Consider the following 24848-nt stretch of genomic DNA (forward strand, 5'->3'; position numbering starts at 1 on the left):
AAAGGTGGAAAGCCATGTCCAGCCAGAAGGAGGCATAAAATGAACGCAGTTGGAATTGATGTTTCCAAGGGAAAGAGCACGGTGGCTGCCCTGCGGCCAATGGGTGAAGTGGCATTGCTACCACAGGAATTTCTCCATACCGAGGTTGGTCTGGAGCAGATGGCTTATGCCATCATTGCGCTGGGCGAAGATACCCGCGTTGTCATGGAAGCTACCGGCCGCTACCATGAGCCGATTGCGGCAGCGCTGCATGAGTACGGTATCTACGTCTGTGTCCTAAATCCGCTGTACATCAAGCAGAGCGGAGGCAGTTCTATTCGCAAGGTCAAGTCCGACAAGGCCGATGCCATGAAAATCGCCAAGTACGGCCTTGACAACTGGGTGGATCTGCGGGAATATACTCCCATGGATACTGTAAGACAACAACTGAAGCTGTGCAGCCGCCAGTACAACCTCTACATGAAAACGGTGGTGTCGCTGCAAAACAATCTCATTTCTCTGACCGACAAGGCCTTTCCCAGCGTGAACGAACTGTTCTCCAGCCCGGAGCGTGCGGATGGCCACCAGAAATGGGTGGACTTTGTCATGACATTCTGGCACTGCGACTGCATCTGCCACGTCAGCGAAAAGGCTTTCACCGAGCGTTACCAGAAGTGGTGCAAACGCAAAGGTTACCATTTCAGCGTCGAGAAAGCATTGGACATCTATGCCAGCAGCTGTGGGCACTTCACTACACTACCGAAGAATGAAAACACCAAGCTGCTCATTGTTACAGCCGCAAAGCAGCTTCTTGCAGGCAAGACCACACTGGCTGCTCTGCGGGCAGAGATGAGACGGCTTGCATCCCAGCTTCCAGAATACGAAACTGTGTGCGCCATGTACGGTGTTGGTGAAACCACTGCCGCGCAGCTCATGGCTGAGATCGGCGATGTGCGCCGCTTTCCGCGCCGTAGTTCTATCGTTGGCTTTGCGGGCGTTGATCCCGGTGTGGATGAATCCGGCAAGCACAGCGCCAAGAGTGTTCCCACCACAAAGCGTGGCTCGCCTCACCTGCGGAAAACGCTGTACCAGATCGTCTGCACATATCTCAGAAAAGCGCCGCCAGACGAGCCTGTGTACCAGTTTCTCGATAAGAAACGCGCAGAGGGCAAGCCATACTTTGTATACATGACCGCCGCACAGAACAAGTTCCTGCGTATCTACTACGCACGTGTGAGGGAATGCCTAGAGGCTTTTGACGCACAGCAAAGCACCTCACAAGGATAAATCAGATTGATTCTTTATCCCTGCTGGCGAAACTTTTTCTCCAGCCTGTTTTGTCATGCCCTTTTTCGGTCGCGCAAATTTTGCGGGACTTTTTTCATTTCAGCTATTGACTTTTGTTTGCAGGACTCCATTTAAATAATAAGATTCTATAAATGCTATTCTACTCGAAAATTGAGTAACGCCCTACAAAGGGATGCAAAACTATTATTATAAAACGGAGTTTCTCTAAAAGCGTATGTTGAAAAAAAGCAAAGAAAATTAGGGCGGGAAGCCTTAAAACGGCTTCCCGCCCCTTTCAATTTTGAAGGAAAATCTGTCTGCTTTTTCGTGAGTGCGTCCACAAGTTCGGCACACCAGATATCTTCCGCTTTTTCTGGCCAGGAAACAAAATTCCGCTCATTCAGATCAAACCTTTGCGGCGGCCGTCACGCTGCGCCTGACTTGCATCAGCAGAAGCACCAGGCTGATACCAAGCAGAATATGACCAATTCCAGCAATACCGGAAATCGCGGCGCTCGCGCTGGTAGAGAGTGCAGTTCCCCAAACCTGGGTTATGCCCCGCACTACAAGCATCGTGGCAGTCAGGTTAAGGCCGATATGATAGGTTGCCAGTATCCGTCCAGTCCTAGCTCCAGTGAAAGAAAAGCTCTTTTCGAGCAACAGCAACAGCAGGAAGAATACCATGCCCAGCAGAAAGTAATGGGTATGTATCACTCCCAACGCGGTTTTGGCGGTAAAGCCGTTAAACTTGGTAAGCTCCCTGTAAAATACGCCACCAACCAGTGCAAGCACAGCGTAGAGCAGAGCCGTATTCATATATCGTTTCATATTCATTCCTATTTCCACTCCTTTTTCATGGCAAAGTATCCAATCAGAACTGTCCATACATAAGCGCAGGTCTTGGGGATCATCAGCATCCCGATCATGGGAATAGTATCCGCCCACAGCACCACCGGGATATAGAAGCCAAAGCTTAGTACGATAGTCAGCCACATCCATCGGAACGCCCTGTCTCCATGCTCCTTTGCACTGTGATAAAACAGGACGATCACCAGGAGGCCCAGCAGCGCAAAAGGAATGTTGCGGTAGATGCCCCAGGAGAGTGGGGCCTCAGCGCTGAGCCACTGGTTTTGCGGCATCATGCACAAAACGATCCGCATACCGGCCAGGAAATAGACGGAGGCGGTCAGAACCCTTTGTCCCTTGATTTGATACCGTTGACGCCACACATAGTAGAGCAGCACATAAAAAACGGTCATTGTGATGGAGGTGATCCATTTGCCCAATCCAAGGGGGACAGTGTAGCTCTCCAGCCCAGTGGTACAAAGCGCCAAGGCTCGGGGGATCAGGTGAAAGGAATCGCCCACCCCCAGCACTACCGCCATCCAGCCAAACAGCCGGAACTGGCGATTTCCCTCACTTCTCTGAATCATTAGCACGCCGATGATAATGACGGAAAACAGATAGACTGCATCAAACAAGGTTTGTACGGTCGCTTGCATGGTTTATTCTCCTTCTTGCTCGATTTTATTTTGAACGTCGGCATCCGCCAGCACAGCTTTGCCAAAGTTACAGCCAAACAGCACCCCGGCCAGCAAAAGGGCAGCCCCCAGTCCGGTATAAAAGACAGCGATAAACTGCTCTGGCGCCAATCCGCTCACCCGCAGGCCGATCCCGCCGAACATCATCACGGCCATAATAGCGAAGGATTTTCCATCAAAAAATTTAAGGAAAAAGTGCCGTTCTTCTATATAGGAACGAATTCTGGCTGTGTGTTTTTTCACCAGCGTTCCAAAAACAAACTTCTGGAATACAACAAATACTAGGACGGACAATAGGACATTCAGTACAGACCTATAGGCGGGGTATGCGATTAGCCCTATGCGAAGGATGTTGAAGCCCGCTACACTCCACACCAAACAAGCGAGGAGCAGCAGGGTGTTTCGTTTTACTTTCATATACTTCCTCCATCATTTGAACAGTGTTCATTTTCTGGGGCAAAAAATTCCCACTCCTCTGTGGGAATTTTAATAAAGGGTTCTGCGGACGATTTCCAACACAGCGCTTGGATCGTAGTCCTGGCGCAACAAAGCGGAGAGCATCAAGGAAAACAGGACGCCCGCAAATTTCTCTGCCGTGAACTGCCCGGTAAAGGCATCTGGACGAATTTTATGATCCCGTTTTAATACAAAACACAGCGCCTCTAAAATATGCTGCCAAGTCTGCTGCATACGCCGTTTTCCATCCGGCTTTTCCTCCTGCATAAATCCAAGTGAGTGTAGGGTAAAAAAGCCGGGATACTGCTTGCTGCCGTATTCCAGCCGCCCATACATCCAGGTAATGCAGGCCTGTGTGTCCTGAAATACAGACTCATCCCTCGGGCGGTGAAAAATCTCACACCAGACACTCTCTACTGTAGCTCCTACCAGCGCCGCTTTGGAATCAAAATAATTGTAAATAGCTCCCACAGATACGCCGCAGGCAACTGCAACAGCGCGAATGTTGACCGCAGACCACCCCTGCTGTCGGATCAACTCCCTGCTGGATTCCAAAATTTCCTCTTTCGATGTTACGATTTTATTCATCTGCTCACCTCTATATGAACATCGTTCATTATAGCGTTTAGTTTCCGGTTTGTCAAGTGTGCTGTTCCCGGTTTGCACGGAGGAAAATGCAAAAGATAAGCGCAAAAAAGCAGCAAATCTTTTTCAAGACTTACTGCTTTCCTTCCATTCCTCTAAAAACAATAAATTTCGACTTTCCCGAGAGTATTCGGGCCGGGGCGCGGTGGTCTGCTTAGACTACCGCGCCCTGGCTTCCTTTCCGTCTATTCTGCTTCAAAAATGAGATTTTCTTATCAATAGCTATGTAATCACCTTCAATTTAAAAAAGCACCGAACATACACGGCCGCCCCCGTTGTTCAGTGCTTTTATAGCGTCATAGCAATATCTGTAATAAACTTTTTGATTATTTCAAGTTGCCGTCCTTTGCATTGTTCTACCAGGGACGCAATATCCTTCCTTAAAAGTTCATCATCTTGTCCTATATGCTTCAAATCAACTATGCTCTCTATGGGAATATCGTAAACCTCGCAAACCTGCAAGAGCTTAACTAAACTGATTGGCTGCTCCCCGCGTTCAATCAATCCCCAATAGTCGCTATTCTCGCCCAACTGCTCACAAAATTTATCCCTTGTAAGACCCTTTAATTCTCGGATTTTTCGTAGTTTGCAGGCGATTTGCTTTAATTTATTATCAACTTTATTATTCAACGCATCTTTTGCCCTTCCTCAAATAATTTATATTATTATTTTATCGGAAAAGCAAAGCCCTATACAGTGTGAAAAATATAGTACAGCCATTGACTTATATATAAGTTTCGCTATATACTTTTTTTACAAATGCACACAACATTCTACAAAGGGAGTGAGGAAAAAGATGGGGACAGATGAAAAAAGCAAGCAACAGATCACTTTAGAAGATTATCTGCAATATTACCATATCGCATATAAGCGCAATAATATCAAAGCTATGCTTGAACTTGACAAGCGTTTTCCCGAATTATCAAAGTTATCTTCGGATAAGGACTACATGGCAAAAAAAGCAAATTGGGAAGACGAGGAATGGTATTATATACACCCTATTGTCATGGACAGCACGCGTATGAGTGAAATGCGCGTGCTAGATATGGTGGCCTATCTATATTGCCAAAATGAAGCGCCTTCACAATTTACTAATATTTTGAAAGAGAAAATTTTATATCGAACCATTTTTAATTATGATACCGACCGTTATCAGCGGGATTACAACCGTGAAGCTCTTTGGATTTATTTCTTTAATGGAGTGCCAGAACTTTGCCAGCGCATTAAGCAACGACGGATCAAGAGCCTTTCAGAATTAGAATATCGGGCCACAGAATATTTTGAAAATGGCCCTTCCTATAGGGCGCGCAAAAAATTTTTCTATTTATAAAAAGCGGCGGTCTTTGTCACGGAATAGGGACGAAAAAAGCTCGGCACAACGGGCTTTTTTGGGGGGCTGTTCAGACTACCGCTCTCCTGCTTTTTGTCGTTAATTCTGCTTTTTCTATTCTGGATACCTTGCTGTAAGTGTTAAAAGAGGTAACGTCTAGAAGTGGTGGAGAGAGTGGTAGTGTATTAACGTTCACTTAATCCATAGTGACGACTGGGCATAATGCCAAATTTTAATATCTTACAAAAATATAGTTGAAATCGATCCAAAAACAGTCTAAAATGCCCATACAGAGTTAATGAAACATTTTTAAACTTAAATGAGGATAAACACTCTGTTGTGTAGAAATATGTTTTCAAGATTGAGGGTGATTCCAATGGGGCTAAAATACTGTTGCTATGACCAACAAAGCGGAAGCTATATAGAATTCCAGAAAGGAGACTTTAATTTACACGGTTGCTTTTGGCTTTCAGATTCGTTATTTCTTTCGGATGACATTGCCAATAGTTGTAATCTAGTAGATTTGTTTTCTCAAGCTATACCTGGTTTTAACTACTATGGTTCTACTGTTGTTTCCAGCGACCAATGGAATACCATCAAAGAACTCGGAGGAAATTATTCTCCAGTAGTTCAGGAAATTTTAGCGGAGATTGATCAATGGGCATATAATTGTTTTTTATCCGAAAAGTGCTTTAGCATTTTAGGAATTTAATGGAGGTAGCAACGTGAAAGGCTTCAAAAAATTTTCAGCCGCTCTCCTTGCATTAGTTATGTGCATCTGCTGTATGATTCCTGTATCTGCGGCAGATTACTCCACTGAACAAAGTCTGCCGACTCCCGACCATTTTGTTGGCACTCCTAGTTGGCCGCTCCAAGAGGATTCTTCCATTATCGATCTCGAAGTAGTCGAGCCTACGGAGGTCGAGATTCGAACTCCTGGTATAAATCTTGTTGGTGTTTCGGCTACACCAACGCGTAATGGCATCGTAGTCCATGTTTCTAATGCAGGCCTCGACACCTTGGACTCAGTTACAGTAACTGCAAAAATTAGCGGATACGAAACTACTTCAATGACAGCAGCAGTTCCTCCAATCATTGGAAAGGATTTTACTTGCATGCCCCAATGACTAGAGTTGAAATGGATTATGATATAACTGTTACCATACGGGATGGTTCTACCTTCGTAGGAACGAAGACTGGACACTGGGGGTTAAGTTGCACGGAAGAGAGTTTGGTCGACATATGGCACCCTGGAACATGGCCTTCTCGCCAGGATTCTCTTCAATATCATTTCGATAAGCACCATAGAGACTATGGACTAAATATTTATAACATACCATCTTATATCGAAGCTGCTGTAGAGACAAAGTGGGATACGTATAACTACCCCGACGATTATACTATTATAAAGCAAAAACCCACTAGCCAATATGTTGCCGCGCATAAATATACCAACAAAAATGATGGTAGATTTGTTTTGCTGGCAGACTCAGATGATTTAATCCTTTCCTTTGGCGGAGCATAATTACAGGAAGGCGACTAATTTTGGAGTATATTCATAAGGATGTTTATACTTCGGGAAAACGGCGTGATGTGCAATCGGCATATCACGCCGTTTCTTTTTTGTCGATTGCATGGGAAAGCTCCATTTCACCAATAAAATTATAGTGGATATCAATTTGCTGGGTACGGTGGCCGCTGGACTTGTCTGGGGCATGGACAACAATCTTTTCCACAAAGGCGTGAAGCAGTTCGGGGAACAGCTTGTCCGGCACGGTGTATTTCTTCACCAGCTTGATAAAGCTGTCCATGTTTACGCTTTGCTGTTCGCAGGCTTCCACGGTCTGCCGCAGTTCCCTGGCGCTCACCTGTAAGCGGGCCTGCTCCTGCTCATAATCAGCAGACATTTTGGAAAAGCGTTCATCGGTCAGCTTGCCGCTGATGTTGTCCTCATACAATCGCTTAATAATGCCGTCGATTTCCGCAATACGCCGTTCCTGTTGCTCCAGCGTCCGTCTGGCCTGCGCCTGTTCCTGCATCTGTGCCTCTATCCGGTTGGACATGGCCTGCCGGATAAAGCCCTCGGTATCCGCACGGGCAAAGGCAATGACTTCCCGCAGGTTTTCCAGTACAAGCTGTTCCAGCACCACCGCACGGATGAAGTGGGCGGTACACTCGCCCTTTTTCCGTTTGTAGGTGCCGCAGGTGTAGTTGTCCTGCTCCCGCGCCCATGATTTGGTGCGGTTGAGGTTGAGCGGCCGGCCGCAGTCGGCGCAGTATAACAGGCCGGAGAATAGTCCCATATCGCCCATGCGGGTGGGCCTGCGCCGGTTCTCCCTGTTCTTTTGCACAATCTCCCATGTTTCCTGTGACACAAGGGCTTCGTGGGTATTCTCAGAGACCACCTGCTTTTCTTCGGGGTTCTGGATTTTCTTCTTGCTCTTGTAAGACTTCTTGGTGGTCTTGAAGTTTACCGTATGGCCGAGATAATCGCGGTTGTTCAGGATAAAGACAACGGTGCTGGACAGCCAGAAGCAGGGGTTTGCCGGGTCATAGCGGCGGGTGCGCCCCGTGCGCTCAAACTCCAGCGTTCCCGGCGTGACAATCTCCATTTCCCGCAGGCGGCGGGCAATTTTGCCGGGGCCGTTGCCCTCGGCGGCAAGCTGGAAAATCAACCGGACAACCGGGGCCGCTTCCGTGTCTACGGTCAAATTCCCTTCCTTATCACGCAGATAGCCATAGGGCGCTTGCGTGGAAAGGCGCTTGCCGCTCATGCCCTTTGCCTTGAACACGGCGCGGATTTTCTTGCTCGTGTCTTTCGCATACCATTCGTTGATGATATTGCGGAACGGGGTAAAATCGTTGTCCTCACTCTCACTGTCCACGCCGTCATTGACGGCAATAAACCGCACATCAAATTCAGGAAAGCGGATTTCGGTATACATTCCAACCTCAAGGTAGTTACGCCCGAAACGGGACATATCCTTGACAATGACCGTGCTTACAAGGCCGCTTTCGATATCGGAAAGTATTTCCTGAAAGCCGGGACGGTTGAAGTTTGTACCTGAAAATCCATCATCTTTATAGACTTTATACTGAGTGATATTGTGTTCTTTCGCGTACTTTTTGAGGATTTCGATTTGGAAAGAAATTTGTCAAGGGTATTTTCTCTTTATGTAACAAATGGTCCAATACGAAGTAAATCAAATCTGCTTTGCAACGAAATATATTTTAAAAGTGTAGCCTAACTCACGAAAAATGTTATGGAAGAAACTTCATTTGCTTGATCAATTTCTTGAATATAAAGGAAATGCTAAATGAAAAATCGTTCCTTGGAGCGAATTTGGCTTAACGGAAATTGTTCCCTCCATCTGCCCAACCAGTTCCTTTACAATCGGCAGGCCCAGCCCGGCCCCGCCGGATTCTCTGGATCGGGAGCTGTCTGCCCGCCAAAACGGTTCAAACAGCAGCAGATAGTCTTCCTCCTGGATTCCACAGCCGGTGTCGGCTACAGTGAACCGCCAGTGGCTTCCGTCCTTCTCCGCATGGACCGAGACCTCTCCACCCTCATGGTTATATTTGATCCCGTTCTCCATCAGGTTAAACAGGATGCGGTAAAGGGCCATATAGTCCGCCCGCACAGAAAGGTCAGCGGGGATGTCCAGGCGCAGAGACACATTCCGGACGGCCGCCGCGTCGGCAAGATCGCACTGGACCTCTTCCGCCAGCACGCGAAGTGGGAAGGTTTCCGGTGCGTGGGGCTGCTTCCGGGTCAGGTCCAGGAGCTGGTTGGAGAGGCTGGTCAGGCGAGCCGTCTGCCTGGTGACGGATTCCAACAGCTCCTCATATTCCTCCACCGTATGGCGGCGGCGGGAAAATACATCCAGTTTGGTCTGAAGGACCGCCAGCGGGGTACGCAGTTCATGTGCCGCGTCCGCCAAAAAACGCTGCTGGCTGGCAAAGGCGTCCGCCAGGCGAAGGGAGAGGGTGTTAAAGGAATCGGCCAGTTGGAGCACCTCGTCCACTTTGGTGGAAATCTCCGGCGGGCAGTCCAGGTTGCTTACCCCGGTCTTCCGGATATGCTCTGTGAGCTGGCGCAGGGGCCGCAGGCAGTATCCGACCAGAATATAGGTGCAAAGGGCGCCCAAAAGCAGGACGAGAAGCAGAGCAACCCAGTTTTTCAGAAACGCCGCGTCCAGCATATCGTTTGCCTGCCCAATCGTGACGATTTCGGCGGGCACACGGTTTATATCCAATTCGCCGGGGAGCTGGATGGTGCGGATCAGAGCGCTGACCTGCTGGGACGTGTGGTAGTTGTTGAGCAGCATCTGGCCGGTACACATCAGCAGGAACAGACCGGAAATGAGGAGCGTGAGCCGCCCGCGGAGCGATAGTTTTTTCAGCATTTACTTCACCTCCACGGACAGAATATAGCCTTCTCCCACCCGATTCATGATCGGGTCATACTCAAGCGCCGCCCGCAGCTTTCGGCGCAGGGAGGAAATGTGGACCCGGACGGAGTTGCTGAACTCGTCCACGCTTCCGTCCCACACGTGCTCCAGAAGCTCCTCCGGCGTAACGAGCTGCCCGGCGTGGAGCATCAGGTATTCCAGCAGGGACGTCTCTTTCCGTGTCAGAGCCAGCGGCTTCCCGTACACCTGCACCATGCGAGAAAGGGTATCAAATTCCAGCGGCCCACAGACGGGCCTCACGTCGGACTGTATGTACCGGCGGCGCAGGAGGACACGGATACGGGCCTCCAATTCGTCAAAGGAGAAGGGCTTGGTCAGGTAGTCGTCCGCGCCGGAGTCCAGGCCCAGCACCCGGTCGGCCACGCTGGAGCGTGCAGTCAGCAGCAGCGTCTTGAGCTCCGGCCGCTCCAGACGGACCTCCTTCAACACCTGGAGGCCGTCTTTTCCCGGCAGGTTCAAATCCAGAAGCAGCAGGTCATAAGCATCCGTGACCGCCCGCTCTGCCGCCTCATTCCCGTCGCCGCACATATCCACAGAGTAGCCGTCCATCCGCAGCCCCTCCGCAATGGATTCCGCAAGCTCCCGCTCATCCTCCACAACCAAAATGCGCATCGTTCATTCCTCCCTGGGGGTAACTCATAGAATACTTTATGATAACACAGACGGTATAAAATCTTTGTAAACCGGGACTTTACAGAGATTTTATACCTCTTTTGCTATGATAACACAGGAAAAGGGGAATGCACAGCCCCCACACTATCATGGCAAAGGAGTTTTTTGAATGGATAAGTGGAAAAAACGAGGAAGCATTGCCCTGACTGGCGCAATGTGCCTGCTGATGCTGGCCGGATGCTCTGGAGGAACTGACACTACGCCATCCCCGGAGGCTTCCGGCGAAATCACGCTGGGGGATGGCCCCATCAAGGTCAGCCGTCCGGAGAAAAAGCCGCTGCCCTGGCAGTCCGAGATCACCTACGAGTATCTGGGCCTGCGCTTTTCCATTGACCCCGGCTTTCAGAAGGGGATCGAAGATGGGACACTCTACTTCCAGCGGGAGGCGCTGTACGATACCGAGGGGGCGGACCGGAGCGAGTGCTACTACGCATACCAGTACCTCCAGTATCTGCCCGAAGGCACCGAGGATATGGAGTACGCAGTGGATTGGGACGCATGGCTGGCAACCACACAGCGGATCGGAACGGTGGGGGCATACCAGGCGGACTATCTGGAGGAGCACCCCATTGAGACCATTACCGGCTGCCCGGAAAACACGGAAGTGGGCCGGAGCGAAGATGGGAAGTGGGTTTACTATTTGAGTACAGATGCGGGGCAGCAGCTGGAGCTGGGTGAGCTTTGGCGCAAAACAAAGGTGGAACTGATCGACCGGGCCACCTATGAGGCCAACCCCGATATTCCCGGCTTCTATGATGTCTTTGACACAGCCCGCAACAATGACGCTGCCAGCTTTATCGGGGATTTCCATGCCCAGGATCTGGACGGGAACCCGGTGGATCTCTCCGTCTTTGCGGATTACCAACTCACGATGGTCAATGTGATGACAACCTGGTGCTCCTCCTGTGTCGCGGAGATGCCGGATCTGGCGAAGCTCAGCGGCGAGGTGGAAAAGGACGGCGTACAGATCATCACCATTGTGGCCGATACCATGTTTGACGGGGCGGTTGATGAGGAGAAGCTGGAACTCTCCAAACAGATCCGTTCCTCCAGTGGTGTGGAGTATCCCATGCTGGTGCCGGACGAAGTGCTGCTGAGCGGCCGCCTCAAGGGGATCAACGCCTACCCTGAAACCTTCTTTGTGAATTCCGAAGGCAATATTGTTGGAAACACCTACTATGGCACCAAGAGCTTTGATGAATGGAATGGGATCATCGCACAGGAGCTTGCCGCTCTGAACAATGCCTCCACAGGAGGCGGCACAGTATCAATGGGAGGTGGCACGGTTGGGATGTCGTAAGCCCTGGCTGGCCCCCTGCGCCCTGCTGGTGCTCGGCGCGGCCTGCACCGGCTACGGCATTCTGCGGGGGGAACCAGCCATCGTCCTGCAAAAAGCGGTGAGTATCTGTATGGAGTGTATCGGAATTGGATAAGAAGTGGAGAAAAAAGCACCAGACCGGCATCCGGCACGGGATCCAGGCGCTTTGGGCGTTCCTGACCAACAGCTATCTGACAGGGTTTCGGAACGGCACGATCTATCAGGGGAATTTAAAGTACCTGTGCGTCCCCGGCCTGAACTGCTATTCCTGTCCGGGGGCGAGAGGGGCCTGTCCTATCGGCGCGCTCCAGGCCGTTATCGGAAGCTGGAAGTTCAAGGCGGCGTTCTACATCTCCGGCATCCTGATTTTTATCGGCGCGCTGGTGGGCCGCCTGGTCTGCGGATGGCTGTGCCCGTTTGGTCTGATCCAGGAGCTGCTGCACAAGATCCCTTTCGTGAAGAAGATCGGGACCTTCCCTGGGGACAAGCTCCTGCGGAAGCTGAAGTATGTGATCCTGCTGGTATTTGTAATCCTGCTCCCAATGTTCCTGGTGGACATCATCGGGCAGGGCTCCCCCTACTTCTGCAAGCTGATCTGTCCGGCCGGGACGCTGGAGGGCGGAATCCCGCTGGTGCTGCTGAATGAAGGAATGCGGGGAGCCATCGGGTGGCTGTACGCCTGGAAAAACCTGCTGCTGGTATTGACGGTTCTGGCCTGCATCATCATTTACCGCCCGTTCTGCAAATACATCTGCCCCCTGGGGGCCATCTATTCCTTTTTTAACAAGGTGTCCGTGTTCCGCTACCGGGTGGATGCGCATAAGTGCGTCCACTGCGGGAAATGCGCGAAAGCCTGTGAAATGCAGGTCGATCCGAGCAAAACCCCAAACCATGCGGAGTGTATCCGCTGCGGGAAGTGCCGCAGCATCTGTCCCACAGATGCAATACAGCTTACGACCTGCTTTTATCAGAAGCACGATGATACAAACGCAGAAGAAACATATCAAGCAAAAGACAACTTGAAGTAAATCTATAAGGACAAGAGTTATATTATCGCTCTTGTCCTTTCTCTTTTTTTCTGTGTGAAATCTGTTGTTTATTCTGATCCTGCTGTACAAGGTTCCGCACGGCCTGTCGCTCTATATCCTCATGCAGCATCCGGGAAACCGCCTTTTTGCTGTCAAACATCAGAAGCGGGCTGTACTTCTCGTCGTAAACCTGCTGTGCCCGGTTCTCCGCTTCCTGTTCCTTGCTGGGGCGGATAGCTTGCCTTGCTTCATACAGCTGCACTGGGTCAAAGCCCTGAGCCTGCTCCCGAAGCCCTGCATACTCGTTCAGGGCAGCGTCCAGCTCTGCAGAATATTTCTGTTCCTGTTCTTCCAACCGTTTCAGACTCTGCTCCATAGCGGCAATGTCTTTAGGGAATTTATTGGCAGCATCTTCCTCAGAATATGCCAGCGATGCCAGAAGCAGATTCTTTTCCGAACGCAGTTCCTCCAAATCCTCTGTCAGTGCCGCTATCTTAGCCGCCAGCTCCCGGTGCCGGAACACATGGACAGCAGAAAGCGCCTTTTTCTCGGAGAGCAGACTGCGTCGCTCTTTCGTCTTATCCCGGATGTCCTTTGCTAACTGATTGTACTGTGTGAGGGCAGGACGCAGCGTATTCAGCGAAGCGTTCAGGCGTTCCTTGCCCTTGCGGAGATACCCCAGCTGATAGCAGAACAGCAACAGATTTTTACGCAGATTCTCCATGGCCTCGGCAAGTGCCGGAAGGGTGTTTTTAACTGCCTGCGCCAGCTTTTTGACCTGTCCTCTCAGCTCCCGGAGCCGGGCATTGTCTGCCTTGATCTGCCGGTTCAGTTCGCACCGGTCAGAGATAATGCCCTTTTTCTCCATGGCTCTGGCAACCACACCTTCATGGACCGTAGGCCGCTCCAGCAGGCCACGCTCGGCATGGCTGCGGTGGTCGATGCGTTCTTCGTGCCCAGTGCGCTCCAGATAGCAGTTTGCCACATCCGCCCATGCAGCCCGCCACAGGACAAGCTGATCGTCGCTGTTCCAGCGTTCCGTGATGGGATTCTGCCTGCCATATTTGGTGCTTTTGGGGTACTTGGACACCCGTTCATAGCCCTGTGCCTGTGCTGCGGAAGGGGCCATATACATCTTCTTTTTGCCCACCTTGTACTGATACTGCTTCTCCCATCCGTCGGCCTGTGCCTGTTTGAACTCAGCGGCAGTAAAGCCCCGTTCCTCGCCGCCTTTCACACAGAGATACTCTTTTTCGGTCTTGTACTGCCATTTTCCCTTTTCATCCAGCGGGCGCACCGTCAACAGGATATGGGCGTGGGGATTGTGTCCGGGAGGATATGGGTCGTGGATGGCAGCATCGGCGCACATTCCGTCTGCCACAAACTGCCCCTTGATGAAATCTTGCAGGAGCTGGATTTGTTCTTCCCGGCTCAGTTCTATGGGCAGCGCCGCCACAAATTCACGGGCAAGGCGGCTGTCCTTTGCGGTTTCGGTTTCCTCCACAGCGTTCCACAGGGTTTCCCGATCCTGCCACTCTGCGGGGGCGGTGGCTGGCAGAAAAACCTGCCGCCACCCAAGGCCCTGTTTGCGTGTGTAGTCATACTGCACCCCGTCGTACTCATTGGGCATCCGGGAACAACTCAGATAGGCCGCAGCAGCCACGGCGGAGCGTCCGGCTCCACGGCTGACTATTTTGGCCTCCAAATGATAAATCGCCATAAATCACCTTGTCCTTTCTGAAAGGGATGCCCCGAAACAGGGCACTCTTGTTTTCGCTCAGTACATCGTGAAATGCGACGTACCACCAGCAGGGGTGGAATGATTCGTTCCACCCCTGCATCTGTGTCAAGCTGCGGAACATATCCGAAGGATTTGTTCTGGGCAGAGTTGACGCAGGCAGACGGCGGGATGGGGTGGCAATATACCACCCCATGAACAGGGGCTTCCAAAACGGAAACCCCTGCGCCGACTGCGTGGACAAGGCTGGCAGTTTGGCAGAAATGCAGCCTTGTCCAGCGGCTCCCGCAAGGAGCCGCAATCCCCCTCGGAGAGCGCACGTGCCCGACCAACGGGAGGGCTACCACCGCTTGCTTTATCAGGTGGTGAGTAAGTGCGCCCTTTCGGGAAAAAGAAAAAGCGACCGATAGCCGATCGCTCATAAAAATCATCGGATTGGTTTGAATACTTCGCATAAAAAATCCTCCAACTGTTCCAAAGTCATCTGTGTTGTCTGCGGTAATGCTTTCTCTAAAATCGCACCCTCCTGAATCAATCGCCGTGTCCGTGCTTTTCGCTCTTTCTGTCGGTCGCGCATCTGTGCTTCTTCCAATCGGTGCTTCGCCTGCAAAAGCTTCTTTTCATTTTCTGTCATAAATTTTATTCCTTTCTGCCGTATCCGGCTGAAAACACAAAGAAGGCGGCTCATGAGATTTTATGTAAGCGTCAAATAAAGCAACGGATTGTGGGTAGAGGTAGAGTGTGAGAAAATAAGGATAAAAGTTGCAGTGGATAGCATTAAGGGAAGTCAAACAAGAAAGAATTGAGTGGCGGCGAGCAAAAATTGCCCGCCGCCATTTCTGATTCAGATAGGATTATAGATCAGGAGATTTTCGAGATTCATTGGTCAGGACAGCGCGGAAGATAAGTGCGAGGAATTCAACGGAACACAGACGGCTGTCAAGGTGCCTTTTCGCCAGGGATTCTAACAGTGGCCGATTGCGTTTCCAAGCAATCGCGGATGCAGTTCGGATATTCCGTTCCACCGCTTTCCAGTTCGTTCCGTATTTCTTGGCAACATCGGGATAAAGCCATTTTGTTACCAGCAGAAGTCTGTCCTGCTGCTCCATGCACAATGATACCGCATAGGTGGTATGGAAAAAACCTTTATAATGCGGGTATATTCCGAGTTGGCAGAGCAGATCACAAGTTACTTGAGAATCTGTCATGATACCATTTCCTCCTCATGTGATTTTGGTTCGTTCATAGCAATGCACGGTTTGCCTCTCGCTCATAGTAAAAATTATCGTGTTCTTCTGGCTGGTGCTGCATGAATGTTTCCATTGGGACATCCAGTGCAATCGCCAATTTATAAAGCAGTTCTGCGGACGGCTTGCGCTTTCTGCCTTTTTCAAGGGCACGGACATAACGGATGGAGGTACCCGCTCTGGCTGCCAATTCAGCCTGGGGTATACCCTGTTGTTCCCGTATTTCACGCAGCTTTGCTCCATCAAATCTTGCCAACATTTTCCTCACCTCCCTTCATGCAAAGCATAAGGGATGGAAAGGATTACCTGTGAGGCTCTGTAGTTCCCCTTTGGTGGAAAATGTCGAAAAAAATGGACCGGCCTTTCGGTCAGTCCGTTAAAAAACCTATATTGTAGAGTCCTCCTGGCCCCTGCGATATTGCACCGGAACAAGATCCGGTGTCAGTTTTGTGGCCCACTCTCTGTCAGCCACGGCCATAGATGGCGCCCTGGACAGCACATAGACCAGATACCGGTATGGGTCAAGGTCGTTTTCCTTGGCCGTTTCAATCAGGCTGTAAACAATGGCGCTGCTCTGGGCCCCGCCTTCCGTATTTGCAAACAGCCAGTTCTTCCGCCCCATCACAAAGGGTTTCATACTCCGTTCTGCCCGGTTGTTGCTTATTTCCAGCCGCCCGTCCTCCAAAAAGCATTTCAGATATGGCCACTGCTCCCGCAGATAATACAGCGCCTTTCCCAAAGAGGACTTGGGCGGGGCGGTTTTTGTTTCCGCCCATGCCAACAAAGCGTCCATCATCGGTTTGGACCGGATCAGACGCTGTTTGTACCGTTCTTCCGGCGGCAAATCCGCCAGTTCCTTTTCAATGGCGAAGAGAACATTGCAGTATTGCAGTCCCTCCAACGCCGCGCAGCCAGTCTGCTGCTCTTTTGGCAAGGCGTTCACCGCTTCGTCAAACTTTCGCCGCAGATGCACCCAGCAGCCAACCACCCGGATGTTCTCCGGCAATCGGTGGTAGCCGGAATAACCATCAGCATGGAGCCAGCCCGTAAAGCCCTTGAGGAACGCCTCGGCATTCTCCGCCTTTCGGCTCTGCTGGTACTCATACAGGACAATGGGGTGCCCGGCGTCTCCGCCGGTCCGGTACAGCCACATATAGCACTTGCTCCTGGCCGTCCGCCCTTCCAGTTTCAGCACCTGCAGAGTCGTCTCATCCGCGTGGAGGACCTCTCGCTGAAGCAACTGTTGGTGCATCTGGTCATAGATGGGCCGCAGCCAATCCTCCGCCACCCGCAGCACCCAGTTGCTCATCGTCTGCCGGGAGAGCATCACCCCAGCCCGATTCCATTCCTGTTCCTGCCGGTACAGCGGAGCGTACATCACAAACTTTTGGACCATGATATGAGCCACAGCCTCTGGGGAGGCGTAGCTGCCTGAGATCAGGGGAGGCTCTTTTTCGGCTTTCAGGACAGGTGTTTCCGTCCCCGTCTGCTTGCAGTTCTGGCAGGCGTATGTAAAATAAACATCTTCCCGGATCTTCACCTGGGCGGGAATCATCACCAGAGTACGGCGGATCTCGGTGCCAATCTCCGTCATGAGTGTACCGCATTCAGGACAGTTACGCTCAGACTTCGGGACACGGTGTTCTACCACCTCAACAGGAACATTGTCCGGCAGTACCTCCTCCACACGGGAAGACCGCTTCTGCCGTGTGTGGGCCGCCACCTTAGTTTCCTTTGAGGCGCTCCTTCTGGTGGACAGCCACGCTTCCGTTTCATCAAACATCAGGCTCAACTGGCCTGCCAGTTCTTCCTTCGTCTGCTCGGACGATGCCCCATAGACTTTCTTTTTGGCAAGACGCATCTGCTCCATCAGCCAGTCCAGCTTCTGGTTCAGCTCGTCTCTTTCCGCCTTCAGAGACTCATATTCCGCACGGGAAATGGTCACCATTTCCGTGTTGCTTGTGATAATATTCACTTCATTTTTCATATTCTTATTATAACACAAAACCCCTTAAAACACCAGCATTTCAAGGGATTTCGAGGAAAATAGCATCCGATTTTTCAACGTTATATCATACTCGGGCCAGTCACCGCTTTGTGCGCTTTGGGCTGTTCGATCTTTAACCCTTCCATAAGCCAGCGGTACTGCTGACCTGTCAACTGGCGCGCCTCATCTCCGTTCCGCGGCCACTGGAAGGCGCCTGCTTCTAACCGCTTATATACCAGAACAAATCCATCCCCCTCCCAATACAGCCCCTTGATCCGATCCCGCCGGTAACCGCAGAACAGGAACAGCGTATTGCTGAACGGGTCCAGATGGAACTGCCGCTGTACCAATGTCGCCAGGCCGTCGATCCCTTTCCGCAGATCTGTGTACCCACAGGCTATATACACTTTTTCCGCGCCGCGAAAATCATTCAGCATGGCACACCGATCGGCAGATCGCTTCTATCACCGGCAGCTCCACTCCCGCATAAATCTCAACTTCTATCCCTCGCCCCTTTACCACCACTGTTACTGCCGACTGTTTCCCCGCTGGAGCAGTCTGAAGAAGCTCCCTGTTCCACATCCCTTCCTTCCTCACTCTCAGCTCTACAAATTCAGCCGCCTTTTTTTCTGCCGGTACTCTTTCCACCTTTTTTATCCCGTGGCCACTTCGCTGCAATACTCTTTTCTCCCATCGGTAATACGTCTTTGTGCTGATGTCCCGTTCATCGCACCATCCCGTTACTGTTTGCCCGCTGCTCCGGCATTCCTGTACGAGCTCCGTCCATTGGGCCGCTTGCTGCTCCCGATGTCTTTCCCGAATTGTCATTTTTCCCAGCTCCTCTGCTTCCTTTGACTTCCCTTAATGCTATCCACTGCAACTTTTATCCTTATTTTCTCACACTCTACATCTACCCACAATCCGTTGCTTTATTTGACGCTTACTTGGCGACCTCTAATCCCGCCGGAAATCCGCAGTCAAGGCCCGCCCAGTCCGCAGACTGGGCGGCTCGCGTGCGATTGTGAAACAATCGCACGGCCTTGACGGCGGACAGAGGGCGGGATACCCTCCACGCATGGGATAACGCCCCGCCGCTGCGGATGGGGGGTTCAGGGGCTTGCCCCTGACAAAAGGCGTTTGTGTCACAAATGCCATACTTGCTCGGACAGCGACGCCCTGCGGCGTCGCCGTCTGGTTCGGCTGGCTTGATAGCTGTGCGGCATTTATACGGCTGTAAATCCGTTTCAGAATGGATAGATGATAGATTTAATTAACTCAGTATAATTCTTATTAGTATTATTACATTCGGTTTTTCCGTATTCTTGACTTCCTGTTTTCCGCGGTGCAGAGGTATCGTTTTGAGCCGTCAAGACTTCCGTTTCTGTGCAGTCCTGATTGCGGCTGCCGGTAGGATGATGGGGCGGCTCTGGACGCTCTTGCGCGGTAAACTGCCTGACATAAATTTGGGACGGTTTGCCCTGTCCCTGACGGACACGTTCAATTAAGCCAACGCCTTTTTTGTTATCCAGCTCATTCAGCAACTTTAATACCTTGTCCTTTTTGCAGTTGAGGTGTTCTACAATATCTGTCACAGTGTAGTAGATAAATACACGGCCCTGATCGTCATACCAGCCATTACGGGCGGATAAACACATACGGTCCAGCATCAGGCTGTTTAGCAGCTTGGCGTCCGTGGACAGACCGCGAAACTGCGGGGCGGTAAACAGCAGACGGGGGATACGTAGAAATCGGAAGCTCTCCGACTGCTCACCATAGTAATAATCAAAGCTCATTTTTTCGTGTTCCTTTCTTTCCTTTAGATAGAAAAACGGCACTATCCGTTGGATAGTGCCGTTTTCTGGCGGTTATTCTCTTCGTCATAAAGATTTTTGTGCGGTGATTGCCTGTTTTTTGCGTTTTTACTGCTTTTTTAGCTATTCCTTATGCGTATTTGCCTTTGCCGGCGATAAAGTTTTTTAGAATCTGGCGTAAAAATCCGGCGATTATGACACCGGCAGAATTTTTGAAATATTGTCTTGTTGAAAAGGCAGCGGGCCGGATAAAAAACCACGGCCCGCTGTGTTTACATCTGCTGAATCTCATTTTCAGCGTATGCTTGATTTTATCGCAGTAACCGTCAGGTAATCGGACGGATTGATAAATAGTGGAGGGAGTGCGATAATGTACCCATGACATACGTCAGTGACGACAGTGATGGGAAAGTGGGGACATTATGACGGTGAGGGAGGCAAAAGCCGAGGCCAACATGAACAGGTGGCAGCAATCATCACTGAATAAAGGCAAAGCGTGCAGAGTATAGTGGAATTCTACACAGGACGGCAAATCACAACCGGCCTGTTCTACAGGTCGCAGAGAAAAGTTTTGAACCGGCTGATAGGAAGCCAAACGGGTTCAAACGAGGGGCGGTGGATTTGCTTTGCAGAATTGCCGCCGGTAGAAGCCTTTCCGGTACCGCAGTTGTCGTCGGCATCAGAACCACAAACGGAGATATCAAAAGAGGCGGTTGCCACGCTCCGCATAAGAGGTACTGAAATAGAGATTTACGCAAGAGCGGATGCAGTTTTGGTAGAGACGTTGTGCAAGGGGGATTCATGCTCAATGACTTCAATGGAGCTATACCTTGCAGTTGGATATACGGATCTGCGAAAAGGGATTGGCGGGCGGGCGGCTCTGGTGCAGCAGCAATTCGAACTTGATCCATTCACCAATACGCTGTTCCTTTTTTTGTGGTCGGCGCAGAGACCGCATGAAAGCCTTCTATTGGGGAAAAGACGGCATCTTACTCCTCTACAAACGTCTGGAGGAAGATGCTTCCATTGGCCAAGAAGCGGGGGTATGGGTACATTATCGAACTCGCCGCACTGTTTATCAATCCGTCCGATTGCTTGACGGTTACCAGAAACGTTTTTGTTCGGTCTTAGTAAACCTTCTTGTTGGATTCTTCTCTGGTCTTGCCGCCCGAACGTAGCCATGCCTCGTCAATCGGGTCGATAACATCCACCTCGGTCGTCAGGAATACCGACGCCATGGAAGCGGCGTTCTTCAGCGCCAGCTTTGTCACCTTGGCCGGATCAACAACGCCTACCTCCGCCATGCGGACAAACTCTCCGGTGATGACATCCAAACCAACGCCATTTCCCTGCTTTACTGCTTCCGAGGCAACCACGCCGCTGTCAAATCCGGCATTCTGCGCAATCTGGCGCATGGGTTCCTCTAACGCCTCCATCACAACCTGTGCGCCGGAAAGCTCATCGCCGGTAAGCTGCTGCGCATACTTGCGCACCGCAGGAATCGCATTGCAGAACGCAACGCCTCCACCGGCAACAATACCCTCCGCAAGCGCGGCGCGGACAGCATTGAGAGCATCCTCAACGCGCGCCTTCTTTTCTTTCAGTTCGAGTTCGGATGCCGCGCCGACACGAATGACAGCAACGCCGCTTGCCAGCTTGCCGAGACGCTCCCGCGCACGATCCACTGCAAATTCATCTTTCGCCTCAGCCAGCATACGGCGGAGCTTTTCTATCTCCTCCGCAATCGCTGCCTTGTCGCCTGCACCGCCGACGATAATAGTCCGGTCCTTGCGGACAGTGACCTTCTCCGCCTCGCCAAGCATATCTACCGTCGCCTTTTTCAGATCATATCCGGTCTCTTCGCGAACGACGGTCGCGCCCGTGAGCAGAGCCAACTCATCCACCAGCGCCTTTTTGCGCTCCCCCACGCCAGGCGCACGCACCGCAACCGAGTCAATTGCGCCCTGTAGCTTATTGATTACCAAAGCTTTAAGCGCTTCGCCTTCCACATCCTCTGCAACAATCAGCAGCTTTCTGCCGCATTGCGCGACCTTGTCCAAAATTGGGATAATATCACCCAAACTGCTGATTTTCTTATCCGTAAACAAGATATAGGGATGCTCCAGCATAGCCTCCATCTTTTCCGTATCAGTAACCATGTACTCTGAAAGGTAGCCCTTGTCAAATTGGCTGCCCTTCACAATCTCAAAGGAGGTATCCATAGTCTGCGAATCTTCAATGGTAATGACGCCATCCTGGCCCACCTGATCCATGATCTCTCCCAGAATCTCGCCAGTCTGGCGGTCCGCACCGGAAATCGAAGCGACCTGCACAATATCCTCCTTACCCTTCGGCAAGTATGCGCTTTCGCTGATCGACTGCACAGCCGCATTCACTGCACCCTGAATGCCCCGGCGAAGCCCCATCGGGTTCACACCGGCCGCCATATTGCGAGTGCCTCCGCGAATAATCGCCTGCATCAGCAACATCGCAGTCGAGGTACCGTCGCCGACGGCCTCGTTGGTCTTTTCTGCAACCTGCTTGAGCATCTGCGCGCCAAGATTTTCCGTGATATCGGACAGTTCGAAGTCCTTGGCAACGGCCGATCCCTCGTTTGTAACGAAAACCCTGTCACCGAAGCCGGCGACCATAACATTGCGCCCCTTGGGGCCGATTGTAGTTTTTACTGCGTCTGCCAGCTGATTCATGCCCGCTTGCAGACGCTTTCTAGCTTGATCGCCATAATATAAATCTCTTGCCATGTTGTGTTTACATCTCCCTGACTGCTTTCGCACAGATAGGCATGCGGAAAACACCGCATGCCTATTGTACCTGCAAAGTATTTAGGAAAGGATTAAACCTTTTTTTCTATTATCTCACACTCGCTCGCTTCTTGCAAGGCCCCTCGCACATTAGCGTTCTCTTCAATCGTTCTCTCCCTGTCCTCTGCTTCCTTGATCGCTATGATCTCCGCATGGAGGCCGCTGCGCTCGTCTTCCTTCAGCCACTTTAACAGGCCAAGCATCATACCGGCCAGAATCAGGAGGAATGGGGCGGAAATGATAATCGCAATGTACTTGATCGAGTCGAATGAGGCGCCAACCAGCAGTACAGACATCGGGATGATCGCCAGCAGCACACAGAAGAAGATGCGAAGCGCCATCTTCGGCGTACCGCGCTTGGTTACGGTTTCCGCCAAAGCCAGAGAAGCGGAGTCCATGGACGGCGCGACGAAACCGACGATCAGCACCAAAATCAGGAACGGTAGAAGTGTCGAGCCCAGCGGCAGAGCCTTCAAAATCTCATAAATCGCTGCATCACCAATACCGCTTGCAACCAGGCCGGTTACGTCAACCATACCCTGGGTATGTGCATAAATCGAGAAGCTGCCGTCGATGCCGAAGATGCACATGCCGCCGAAGGACATGATAAAAATGGTGTAGATTGCAATCTCACGGATGGTTCTGCCTTTGGAAACCTTCGCAATGAAGATACCCATCATTGCAACATAGTTCAGGTAGAAAGCAACGAAGTAAATCGTCCAGCTTTCTGCAAAGCCTGTATTCGCGATCGGGTCGGTGAACAGCGCCATACGCGGCAGATCCTGAATCAGATAGCCCAGAGAGTTGACAATATTCTTGAAGATGAACGTCGTTGGCCCCATAAACAGTACATACAGCAGGAAGAAGATACACACGACAGAAGCGATATTACTGATCGTCTGCATACCCTTCTTCGTGCCGAGGAAAGAGGTAAACGTATAAACCAGCGCGATGAATACGATAACGCCAATCTGAACAGCCGGCGTCGCCTCGATACCCCAGAGCGTATTCAGGCCAGAAGTTGCCAGCGGTACACCAAGACCCAGCGAAGAGCTGAGCGCACCCAGAATGCCAAAGATGACCAGAAAGTCGATCACTTTGCCGATGATAGACTTCCCCTTGACCTTTTTGCCCAGCATTGCGCAGCATACCGCGCTCGTCTGGAAAGAAGGGAGTTTTCTGACATACACACCGTAAGCGATCGCCACGCCGGCAATCGTATACAGGGACTGGTTGACAAAGCCCCAGTGGAAGAACTGGTACGCCAGCGAGGACTCGAGCGCTTCCAGGCTTTGCGGCTCCATGCCAAGGCCGGGTGCCTGGTAGTAACTCGCCCATTCTACGAACGACCAGTACAGTGCAGCAGACGCCAGAGACGCCAGCAGCATCATAGCAAAATAGCTAAAGTTCGAGTATTCCGGCTTGCAGTTACCCAAGCGGATCTTGCCATATTTGCCAAAGCCCAGATAAAGGGATACCAGAAAAGAAATAAACGCAACCAGCAGGAAGAACGGCCCCAGCGCATCTATCATGACATTAAAGAAGTTCATGATCGTGTTGAGTGTTCCTTCCGCATTCACAACCATACAGATGATAAATGCAACCAGTATGGCTACGCTAACAATAATCAAGCCTACTTCTACATCAGCGTTTTTATTCTTTTTGGAGTCATTATCCATCTTCCTATTTCGCCTCCTCATAACGGTGGTAGGTTTTACGAGCTCAAAAGCGCTCTCATCAAGTCAGTAATCGGGCGGCTGGTGCGGTTTTCCACATCATAGCCTACATATACCGACTCACACAGGAGGATCAGGTCATCCTCACCTTGATGATAGATCTCAAACTGTATGGTAAAGCTTTTCTTGCCGATTTTGATCTTGCTGATACCAACTTCAAGCATGTCGCCCGCATATGCGCTGGAAACAAATTCATAGGTAGACTTTTTATGACATACCTCAGAGTCATGCTTTTCTGCCAGTTCTCGGTAGGAGTATCCCTTGGAGCGGAGGAATTCCTCAAACGCCAGGTCGGTATATGCAACATAATTACCGTTGTAAACAATGCCCTGCTGGTCTACCTCGCCGTAGCGAACACGAAACGGAGGGCAAAAGTAAAAGCAATCACGCCTCATTATGGCTCTCCTCGCTTTTTTCTGTATTCTCTGGATCTGTTCAGGCGTTTTACTGCCGCACGCAGCGCGGCAGCAGAATTAGCCGAACGCTTACGGACCTTGTGTTTCAATGCACCTGGAGCGCAGACATCCACACAATAGCCGCAGTTAATACACGTCAAAAACGCTTTTCCAACCGCATGCGGATAGCCCTCTTCATCCACGCTGATGACACGCATCGGACAGATATCCACACAGGCATTGCATTTTACGCATTTTTCCTTGTCCGGAGAAATCAGTTCAACAGCTTCCACAACAAAATCCCCTTCAAAACAGAATCCATCCAACGTTCAATGTCCTTGTATACACCAGGCCATGAATATCAGATGGATCGTTTTACCTTTG

Annotated in this window: 28 protein-coding genes and 1 pseudogene; 9 read left to right on the top strand and 20 right to left on the bottom strand. The window is 51.0% G+C overall.

The genetic code is table 11. From position 1 onward, the window contains the following. Positions 1-39: 39 nt before the first annotated feature. Positions 40-1266: an IS110 family RNA-guided transposase gene (locus tag DBQ51_RS07515; protein WP_107631164.1), complete on the top strand. Its 1227-nt coding sequence runs from the start codon at positions 40-42 to the stop codon at positions 1264-1266. 405 nt (positions 1267-1671) lie between these two features. On the opposite strand, the gene DBQ51_RS07520 is transcribed toward DBQ51_RS07515, so the two are convergent. The 5 genes from DBQ51_RS07520 to DBQ51_RS07540 all read right to left on the bottom strand — a co-directional run bounded on the left by DBQ51_RS07520 (position 1672) and on the right by DBQ51_RS07540 (position 4538). Further along, a complete protein-coding gene (locus DBQ51_RS07520) occupies positions 1672-2094 on the bottom strand; it encodes a DUF2871 domain-containing protein (protein ID WP_107632151.1) in 423 nt (140 codons plus the stop codon). An 8-nt stretch (positions 2095-2102) separates the two neighbouring features. After that, on the bottom strand, positions 2103-2768 hold the full coding sequence (locus DBQ51_RS07525; protein ID WP_107631165.1) for a hypothetical protein: 666 nt from the start codon (positions 2766-2768) through the stop codon (positions 2103-2105). 3 nt (positions 2769-2771) lie between these two features. Further along, on the bottom strand, positions 2772-3224 hold the full coding sequence (locus DBQ51_RS07530) for a hypothetical protein (RefSeq protein WP_107631166.1): 453 nt from the start codon (positions 3222-3224) through the stop codon (positions 2772-2774). A 69-nt stretch (positions 3225-3293) separates the two neighbouring features. After that, on the bottom strand, positions 3294-3851 hold the full coding sequence (locus DBQ51_RS07535; RefSeq protein ID WP_107631167.1) for a TetR/AcrR family transcriptional regulator: 558 nt from the start codon (positions 3849-3851) through the stop codon (positions 3294-3296). A gap of 345 nt (positions 3852-4196) precedes the next feature. Next, complete coding sequence (locus tag DBQ51_RS07540) at positions 4197-4538, bottom strand: helix-turn-helix domain-containing protein (RefSeq protein WP_107631168.1); 342 nt, start codon at positions 4536-4538, stop codon at positions 4197-4199. Positions 4539-4704: 166 nt separating this feature from the next. Here DBQ51_RS07540 and DBQ51_RS07545 point away from each other — a divergent pair, with 166 nt between their 5' ends. The 3 genes from DBQ51_RS07545 (at position 4705) to DBQ51_RS16530 (ending at position 6365) form a co-directional block, all read left to right on the top strand. Beyond that, complete coding sequence (locus DBQ51_RS07545) at positions 4705-5238, top strand: hypothetical protein (protein ID WP_107631169.1); 534 nt, start codon at positions 4705-4707, stop codon at positions 5236-5238. Between the two features lie 376 nt (positions 5239-5614). Further along, positions 5615-5950, top strand: a complete 336-nt coding sequence (locus DBQ51_RS16525) for a hypothetical protein (RefSeq protein WP_159068105.1) — start codon at positions 5615-5617, stop codon at positions 5948-5950. A 13-nt stretch (positions 5951-5963) separates the two neighbouring features. After that, a complete protein-coding gene (locus DBQ51_RS16530; RefSeq protein WP_159068106.1) occupies positions 5964-6365 on the top strand; it encodes a hypothetical protein in 402 nt (133 codons plus the stop codon). 480 nt (positions 6366-6845) lie between these two features. On the opposite strand, the gene DBQ51_RS07550 is transcribed toward DBQ51_RS16530, so the two are convergent. The 3 genes from DBQ51_RS07550 to DBQ51_RS07560 all read right to left on the bottom strand — a co-directional run bounded on the left by DBQ51_RS07550 (position 6846) and on the right by DBQ51_RS07560 (position 10322). After that, on the bottom strand, positions 6846-8390 hold the full coding sequence (locus DBQ51_RS07550) for a recombinase family protein (protein ID WP_107631170.1): 1545 nt from the start codon (positions 8388-8390) through the stop codon (positions 6846-6848). Positions 8391-8525: 135 nt separating this feature from the next. Continuing rightward, positions 8526-9644, bottom strand: a complete 1119-nt coding sequence (locus tag DBQ51_RS07555) for a HAMP domain-containing sensor histidine kinase (RefSeq protein WP_107631171.1) — start codon at positions 9642-9644, stop codon at positions 8526-8528. After that, complete coding sequence (locus DBQ51_RS07560) at positions 9645-10322, bottom strand: response regulator transcription factor (RefSeq protein WP_107631172.1); 678 nt, start codon at positions 10320-10322, stop codon at positions 9645-9647. A 169-nt stretch (positions 10323-10491) separates the two neighbouring features. Here DBQ51_RS07560 and DBQ51_RS07565 point away from each other — a divergent pair, with 169 nt between their 5' ends. Genes DBQ51_RS07565 through DBQ51_RS07570 form a run of 3 tightly spaced genes read left to right on the top strand, consistent with a single transcriptional unit; the run spans position 10492 to position 12728 of the window. After that, the gene (locus tag DBQ51_RS07565; RefSeq protein ID WP_107631173.1) at positions 10492-11682 is read left to right on the top strand and encodes a TlpA disulfide reductase family protein; all 1191 of its coding nucleotides are present in this window, start codon (positions 10492-10494) and stop codon (positions 11680-11682) included. After that, positions 11669-11815: a CD1871A family CXXC motif-containing protein gene (locus DBQ51_RS16830; RefSeq protein WP_199855192.1), complete on the top strand. Its 147-nt coding sequence runs from the start codon at positions 11669-11671 to the stop codon at positions 11813-11815. Before DBQ51_RS07565 ends, DBQ51_RS16830 begins: the two co-directional genes overlap by 14 nt. Beyond that, complete coding sequence (locus tag DBQ51_RS07570) at positions 11808-12728, top strand: 4Fe-4S binding protein (RefSeq protein WP_199855193.1); 921 nt, start codon at positions 11808-11810, stop codon at positions 12726-12728. The genes DBQ51_RS16830 and DBQ51_RS07570 overlap by 8 nt, the downstream gene beginning before the upstream one ends. Positions 12729-12750: 22 nt before the next feature. Here DBQ51_RS07570 and mobQ read toward each other — a convergent pair whose 3' ends face one another. The 8 genes from mobQ to DBQ51_RS07610 all read right to left on the bottom strand — a co-directional run bounded on the left by mobQ (position 12751) and on the right by DBQ51_RS07610 (position 19493). Next, positions 12751-14448 (bottom strand): MobQ family relaxase, encoded by a 1698-nt coding sequence (mobQ, locus tag DBQ51_RS07575; protein ID WP_107631174.1) that lies wholly within the window; start codon positions 14446-14448, stop codon positions 12751-12753. Between the two features lie 445 nt (positions 14449-14893). Then, positions 14894-15100: a DUF3847 domain-containing protein gene (locus tag DBQ51_RS07580; protein ID WP_101877477.1), complete on the bottom strand. Its 207-nt coding sequence runs from the start codon at positions 15098-15100 to the stop codon at positions 14894-14896. A 220-nt stretch (positions 15101-15320) separates the two neighbouring features. Next, positions 15321-15674, bottom strand: a complete 354-nt coding sequence (locus DBQ51_RS07585; RefSeq protein ID WP_107631160.1) for a sporulation initiation factor Spo0A C-terminal domain-containing protein — start codon at positions 15672-15674, stop codon at positions 15321-15323. Positions 15675-15708: 34 nt separating this feature from the next. Further along, positions 15709-15972 (bottom strand): helix-turn-helix domain-containing protein, encoded by a 264-nt coding sequence (locus DBQ51_RS07590; RefSeq protein ID WP_107631175.1) that lies wholly within the window; start codon positions 15970-15972, stop codon positions 15709-15711. A 126-nt stretch (positions 15973-16098) separates the two neighbouring features. Beyond that, a complete protein-coding gene (gene tnpC, locus DBQ51_RS07595) occupies positions 16099-17688 on the bottom strand; it encodes an IS66 family transposase (RefSeq protein WP_242977859.1) in 1590 nt (529 codons plus the stop codon). A gap of 92 nt (positions 17689-17780) precedes the next feature. Further along, entirely contained in the window at positions 17781-18137 is a 357-nt protein-coding gene (gene tnpB, locus DBQ51_RS07600; protein WP_107631158.1) for an IS66 family insertion sequence element accessory protein TnpB, read from the bottom strand. Beyond that, a complete protein-coding gene (gene tnpA, locus DBQ51_RS07605) occupies positions 18127-18528 on the bottom strand; it encodes an IS66 family insertion sequence element accessory protein TnpA (RefSeq protein ID WP_107631157.1) in 402 nt (133 codons plus the stop codon). The genes tnpB (DBQ51_RS07600) and tnpA overlap by 11 nt, the downstream gene beginning before the upstream one ends. Before the next feature lie 416 nt (positions 18529-18944). Further along, on the bottom strand, positions 18945-19493 hold the full coding sequence (locus tag DBQ51_RS07610) for a replication initiator protein A (RefSeq protein WP_107631176.1): 549 nt from the start codon (positions 19491-19493) through the stop codon (positions 18945-18947). 835 nt (positions 19494-20328) lie between these two features. Here DBQ51_RS07610 and tnpB (DBQ51_RS17580) point away from each other — a divergent pair. Continuing rightward, positions 20329-20427, top strand: a pseudogene (gene tnpB, locus DBQ51_RS17580) (IS66 family insertion sequence element accessory protein TnpB); the annotation flags it as partial. Next, entirely contained in the window at positions 20414-20689 is a 276-nt protein-coding gene (tnpB, locus tag DBQ51_RS17585) for an IS66 family insertion sequence element accessory protein TnpB (protein WP_407923235.1), read from the top strand. The pseudogene tnpB (DBQ51_RS17580) and the gene tnpB (DBQ51_RS17585), both read left to right, overlap by 14 nt. Here tnpB (DBQ51_RS17585) and groL read toward each other — a convergent pair. The 4 genes from groL to DBQ51_RS07635 form a co-directional block, all read right to left on the bottom strand. After that, on the bottom strand, positions 20639-22273 hold the full coding sequence (gene groL, locus DBQ51_RS07620) for a chaperonin GroEL (protein ID WP_107631178.1): 1635 nt from the start codon (positions 22271-22273) through the stop codon (positions 20639-20641). The two genes, tnpB (DBQ51_RS17585) and groL, sit on opposite strands and share 51 nt — an antisense overlap. A gap of 92 nt (positions 22274-22365) precedes the next feature. Next, on the bottom strand, positions 22366-24012 hold the full coding sequence (locus DBQ51_RS07625; protein ID WP_159068108.1) for a BCCT family transporter: 1647 nt from the start codon (positions 24010-24012) through the stop codon (positions 22366-22368). 35 nt (positions 24013-24047) lie between these two features. Beyond that, positions 24048-24464: an acyl-CoA thioesterase gene (locus tag DBQ51_RS07630; RefSeq protein ID WP_054327874.1), complete on the bottom strand. Its 417-nt coding sequence runs from the start codon at positions 24462-24464 to the stop codon at positions 24048-24050. Next, complete coding sequence (locus tag DBQ51_RS07635; RefSeq protein ID WP_107631180.1) at positions 24464-24790, bottom strand: 4Fe-4S dicluster domain-containing protein; 327 nt, start codon at positions 24788-24790, stop codon at positions 24464-24466. The genes DBQ51_RS07630 and DBQ51_RS07635 overlap by 1 nt, the downstream gene beginning before the upstream one ends. Positions 24791-24848: the final 58 nt, after the last annotated feature.

The organism is Agathobaculum massiliense (genome assembly GCF_900291975.1).
GTDB classification, from domain to species: Bacteria; Bacillota; Clostridia; order Oscillospirales; family Butyricicoccaceae; genus Agathobaculum; species Agathobaculum ammoniilyticum.